The 3888-nt window shown below is 43.5% G+C and carries 3 protein-coding genes; all 3 read left to right on the top strand.

Annotated elements, in window-relative coordinates; translation table 11 throughout:
• Positions 1-602: 602 nt before the first annotated feature.
• The 3 genes from MO867_RS20860 to MO867_RS20850 all read left to right on the top strand — a co-directional run bounded on the left by MO867_RS20860 (position 603) and on the right by MO867_RS20850 (position 3022).
• Positions 603-1493 carry a DUF2167 domain-containing protein gene (locus tag MO867_RS20860; protein ID WP_252472698.1) on the top strand — a complete coding sequence of 297 codons (891 nt, stop codon included), beginning with the start codon at positions 603-605 and terminating at the stop codon, positions 1491-1493.
• A gap of 297 nt (positions 1494-1790) precedes the next feature.
• On the top strand, positions 1791-2189 hold the full coding sequence (locus tag MO867_RS20855; RefSeq protein WP_252472696.1) for a hypothetical protein: 399 nt from the start codon (positions 1791-1793) through the stop codon (positions 2187-2189).
• Between the two features lie 368 nt (positions 2190-2557).
• Positions 2558-3022 (top strand): GNAT family N-acetyltransferase, encoded by a 465-nt coding sequence (locus MO867_RS20850; protein ID WP_252472694.1) that lies wholly within the window; start codon positions 2558-2560, stop codon positions 3020-3022.
• Positions 3023-3888 lie beyond the last annotated feature (866 nt).

The following is a 3888-nucleotide window of genomic DNA, read 5'->3' as shown; positions in this document are numbered from 1 at the left end:
TATCTGGCCGTGGTTCCTACCTATTTCGCCCCCTAAAACTGTCCGAAGTATTGAATAGAACAAACTTCTCAAATATTCGAGCTAATGGATTCACTATTTTGTGAGGCCTATCATTATTTAACTGAAAGTTTTTATGGGTACAGTTCCGTAGGCCTTATGGCAGCTATAATTTTCTATTGTGGCGTTAAATTAAATTTATACCCCACTAAGATGGGGTGACGTCACTATATGCCAAATGTGCCCCCTCAACGAAAGAGTTATTGTAGTTCTGGTGTTGCCTAAACCCTTAAACCCTAAGGGCTTACAACATGGTGACTCTGGAGTTCAATGACGTTTTAGCCTCATAAAGTGAAGTTGTCGAATATTTGTGTTCCGGATCAGGATGTGGACTATCTGGACGCACTATGTACCAGTTTTATTTTGGAATCTCGGCATATTCTGGAGCGGCGTTCTGTTAGAATATCGCTCCTCTAATTAGCCTCACAAACTTGATACGTTCGTTCTATAACTGTGAAGCTGAATGGACTAAGGCTTGCGCGGTATTGACTTTTCTATTGTTGATGTCTGCTCGTTTTATTGTTTATTACTTAGTTGGAAATTAAATGAAACTTAAATCACTGTTTCTTTTGTTATGCTTTTCGCTCCCAACATTGCTTTTTGCAAGTGCAGAAGGGGAGGGTGAGCTATCGGAAGAAGAGTATATGGTCTGGGCTAAAGGTATTTGGGACTCTCTCGATAAGCAAACTGGCGAAATCGAAGTTCCTGGTGCTCCAGCGGCATTATTGATATCAGATAAATTCTATTACTTGAACCCCAAAGATGCAGAAAAAGTACTTGTAGAAGTTTGGGGTAATCCCCCTGGACAGGATGTTCTGGGAATGATATTTCCGGCAGAGGGTACGCCCTTTGATGAGGACTCCTGGGCCGTTACCATCGAATACGAAGCGGATGGTTATGTGTCTGATGAGGATGCGGAAGATATAGATTATAGTGACTTGCTCAAGCAAATGCAGGCGGACACCAAGGCCGCGAGTGAGGAGCGTGTCTTAAGCGGCTACGAGCCAATATCCTTGGTGGGTTGGGCGTCACAGCCCTACTACGATAAAGATGAGCATAAACTTCATTGGGCAAAAGAGCTTAAGTTTGGAGATATGCAAGAGAATACGCTCAACTACAACATTCGAATTCTGGGGCGCGAAGGCGTTCTTGTTCTAAATTATGTGGCGGATATGAATCAGAAGGCTGTGATTCAGGAAAATCTGTCATCTGTTCTTGCATTGGCAGAATTTGATCAGGGGCAGACCTACGCGGATTTTGATCCTGAGATTGACAAGGTTGCGGCCTATGGGATCGGGGCCCTGATTACCGGTAAAGTTCTGGCAAAAACAGGGCTTTTTGCGGCAGCTATTCTTTTGCTGAAGAAGTTCTGGATATTTATTGCATTGGGAGTCGGTGCTCTATTTAAGACGTTATTTTCCCGTAAGAAGGGATAGCTCACCATTTAGTTAAACTTATCTTTTGCAGGCGGCCCTGTGAGGCCGCTCCTGCCAATACGCCAAATCAAGCGTGATACGGTCGCCTATTTTATTCGATCATCTTCACGTTGTGTAACTGGCTGCCAGCCGGAAAATCACCAGGCTTCAGAGCCTCAAAAATTTTGGCCATTGTCGGGTCTCGCTGGGGCAAGGAAAAGAAGACTCGTCTATCTTTCGATCAAAGGGTCTTTCTATTCTGTTGTGGACCTTTTGGGGGGAGCCTTAAGCCCCCTTATTTTAAAAGGTAATGAGTTGATGCAAGAGAATAGAGCGTTACTAGAAATTGTGGAGTTTATTGAAAATCTGGTACAGGCGGGAGTTCATTGCCGAGTTGACGAGTTGGAAAGTATGTACCATAGGGCTATGCAGGTATTTATACTGGATAGTTCGGATCAGGTAAGGGTGGTAGACAAGGTGGGGTTTATAGCGATGTTTAAAGCCAAGTTCGTACCAGGAGGGCCACCACTGAATGATTGGCTAAAAATTCATCATGTAGAGACAAAAGGCGATAGGGCCTTGGTACTTTTTTCACGTAAAAACGATCTTTCCGGGCAAGAGGTAAAGTTGCGATTGGGAGTTGATCTTCTCTGGGAAGATAAGCGTTGGCAGGTGACGCGGGAGATTATTTTTCTAGAATCTGAAATATCTCCGTAGTGTTATTTGCTTTTTATCGTCTACTTCACTGGAACCATTTCGTGTTCTGAATGTATCTCTAGATTGTTCCCCTCTTTTTCTCAGTTGAAAACGCTTTAATATTTTTATAGTGTGAACGTGATTTTCTAACTGATCAAAGAACCTTCTATCTCTGCGTGTTTCGGGAATTTGTCTGTGAATTGATGGGAGAGCGTTTCCGCATTTTAAGTAATTTCAGGTTGCAGCTTAAGAGCCAGATTGGCTTGTTTATCTCCATGACCTGTAGTAGATTAAAAATGTGATCACATTATTCATAGGTGTCTTTTTGATACCGCCGGTTTCCTATTGGGACTCTTATTTGGTCAAAATAAAAATATTGGGAGGTGGTGATGACAGATGTCATCCTGAGGGCGACACCTGAGCTATGCGATGAGGTTTCTAATCTGGTATTCAAGTTGCTTCGAGATCTTGTCGGGCATCGGAAAGAAATAGATCCGAGGAAGATTGCGGTCACCTCAAAAAAGTTACTGTCTGATGCTAAAGGATTTTATGCTTTCCTATACCGTAGAAGGAGTGAATCTATTGGAGTAATTACGGTTTCCAAGTCCGCTGCAATCTACGCAGGTGGATACTATGGGGTGATTGAGGAGCTTTATGTGGAGCCCGAATTCCGTTCTCAGTCTATAGGGCGAACGCTTTTGGAGACCGTTGTTGGCTTTGCTGCTGTTCAGGGCTGGTCTCGGTTAGAGGTGAGTACGCCGGAAAAAGAAAAGTGGCAGCGAACCATCGATTTTTATCTTAGGGAGGGGTTTTCCGATAACGCGAATGGAGAGAGGCTTAAAAGAGAGCTTTAGGTTTGAAGGGGGCGAGAAAAGCCGGCGTATTGAGTTCAAGTGAAGTGTTATAGGTAGGAACAACAACAGCGTTGTTGCGGTATTTGATGGTACGCTCACTAATCTGGATTTTTTTCTTACCCAATCAATTCATCCTCTGCCTACCAATAATTAGCTTCGTATTGTGAGTTTAGCGATTGGTCGCTAATGGCGGGATGACGGCGGTCTGTACCATCTCCAGCGATCTTCCTCATATTCATAGCATATGCTGTCGCAGTAGGTTTTTTTATCTACACACCAGTCTTGATTCTCATTGTCTCGGATGCAGTTATAGTAAGTGTTTTTACAGGTCAGAAGGCATCGCCTTCGGGCTTCCCTATCGTGCAGCTGATCAGCCCAGTTCGAAATGGGTATCGCCACGGTTAAAATTGTTGAAACAGCAAGCAGGTAAGATTTAAGTGGCATAGGGCTGTCCCGGATTGCCTGCGATGAACATTTTGATAACTTTAATCTCGGGTATGGCGTGAGGCAAAAAGGAGGTATACCTGTTGGCTATATCTATAATGTAATATAGATCTGAATTGTCTTGTGAATGGCAAGGTCAGTTTGTGGATTTTCGGTCACCCTGGGTTTCCTGGGCGCGTAAGGATTTGGCAGTTATCGTTCCATGTTGCCTATTTTGAGTGAGAGCCTATTTTGTAGCAGTTCCAAGGTTTTTATATTCTTCTTCTACAAAAGTCTGTTTTTGCAGAGCACGAATATCTACCGAGGAAATTACCCTCCCCAGCAGCTTCAGTGCTTAAAGAAAGTTAAGGAGGCTCTTCTGAGCATGTGAGTTATAACCGAATCTGGTGTTTGAGGGTTTGAAAGAAAGTAGCGTATCTGGT

The sequence above is a fragment of the Microbulbifer okhotskensis genome (assembly GCF_023895975.1).
In the GTDB taxonomy this organism is placed as follows: Bacteria; Pseudomonadota; Gammaproteobacteria; order Pseudomonadales; family Cellvibrionaceae; genus Microbulbifer; species Microbulbifer okhotskensis.
This window is presented reverse-complemented; position numbering and strand designations above follow the sequence as displayed.

Bases quoted from the DNA above. Each gene is read 5' to 3' on its own strand.
- MO867_RS20860 (WP_252472698.1), top strand. From the start codon at position 603: ATGAAACTTAAATCACTGTTTCTTTTGTTATGCTTTTCGCTCCCAACA.
- MO867_RS20855 (WP_252472696.1), top strand. From the start codon at position 1,791: ATGCAAGAGAATAGAGCGTTACTAGAAATTGTGGAGTTTATTGAAAAT.
- MO867_RS20850 (WP_252472694.1), top strand. From the start codon at position 2,558: ATGACAGATGTCATCCTGAGGGCGACACCTGAGCTATGCGATGAGGTT.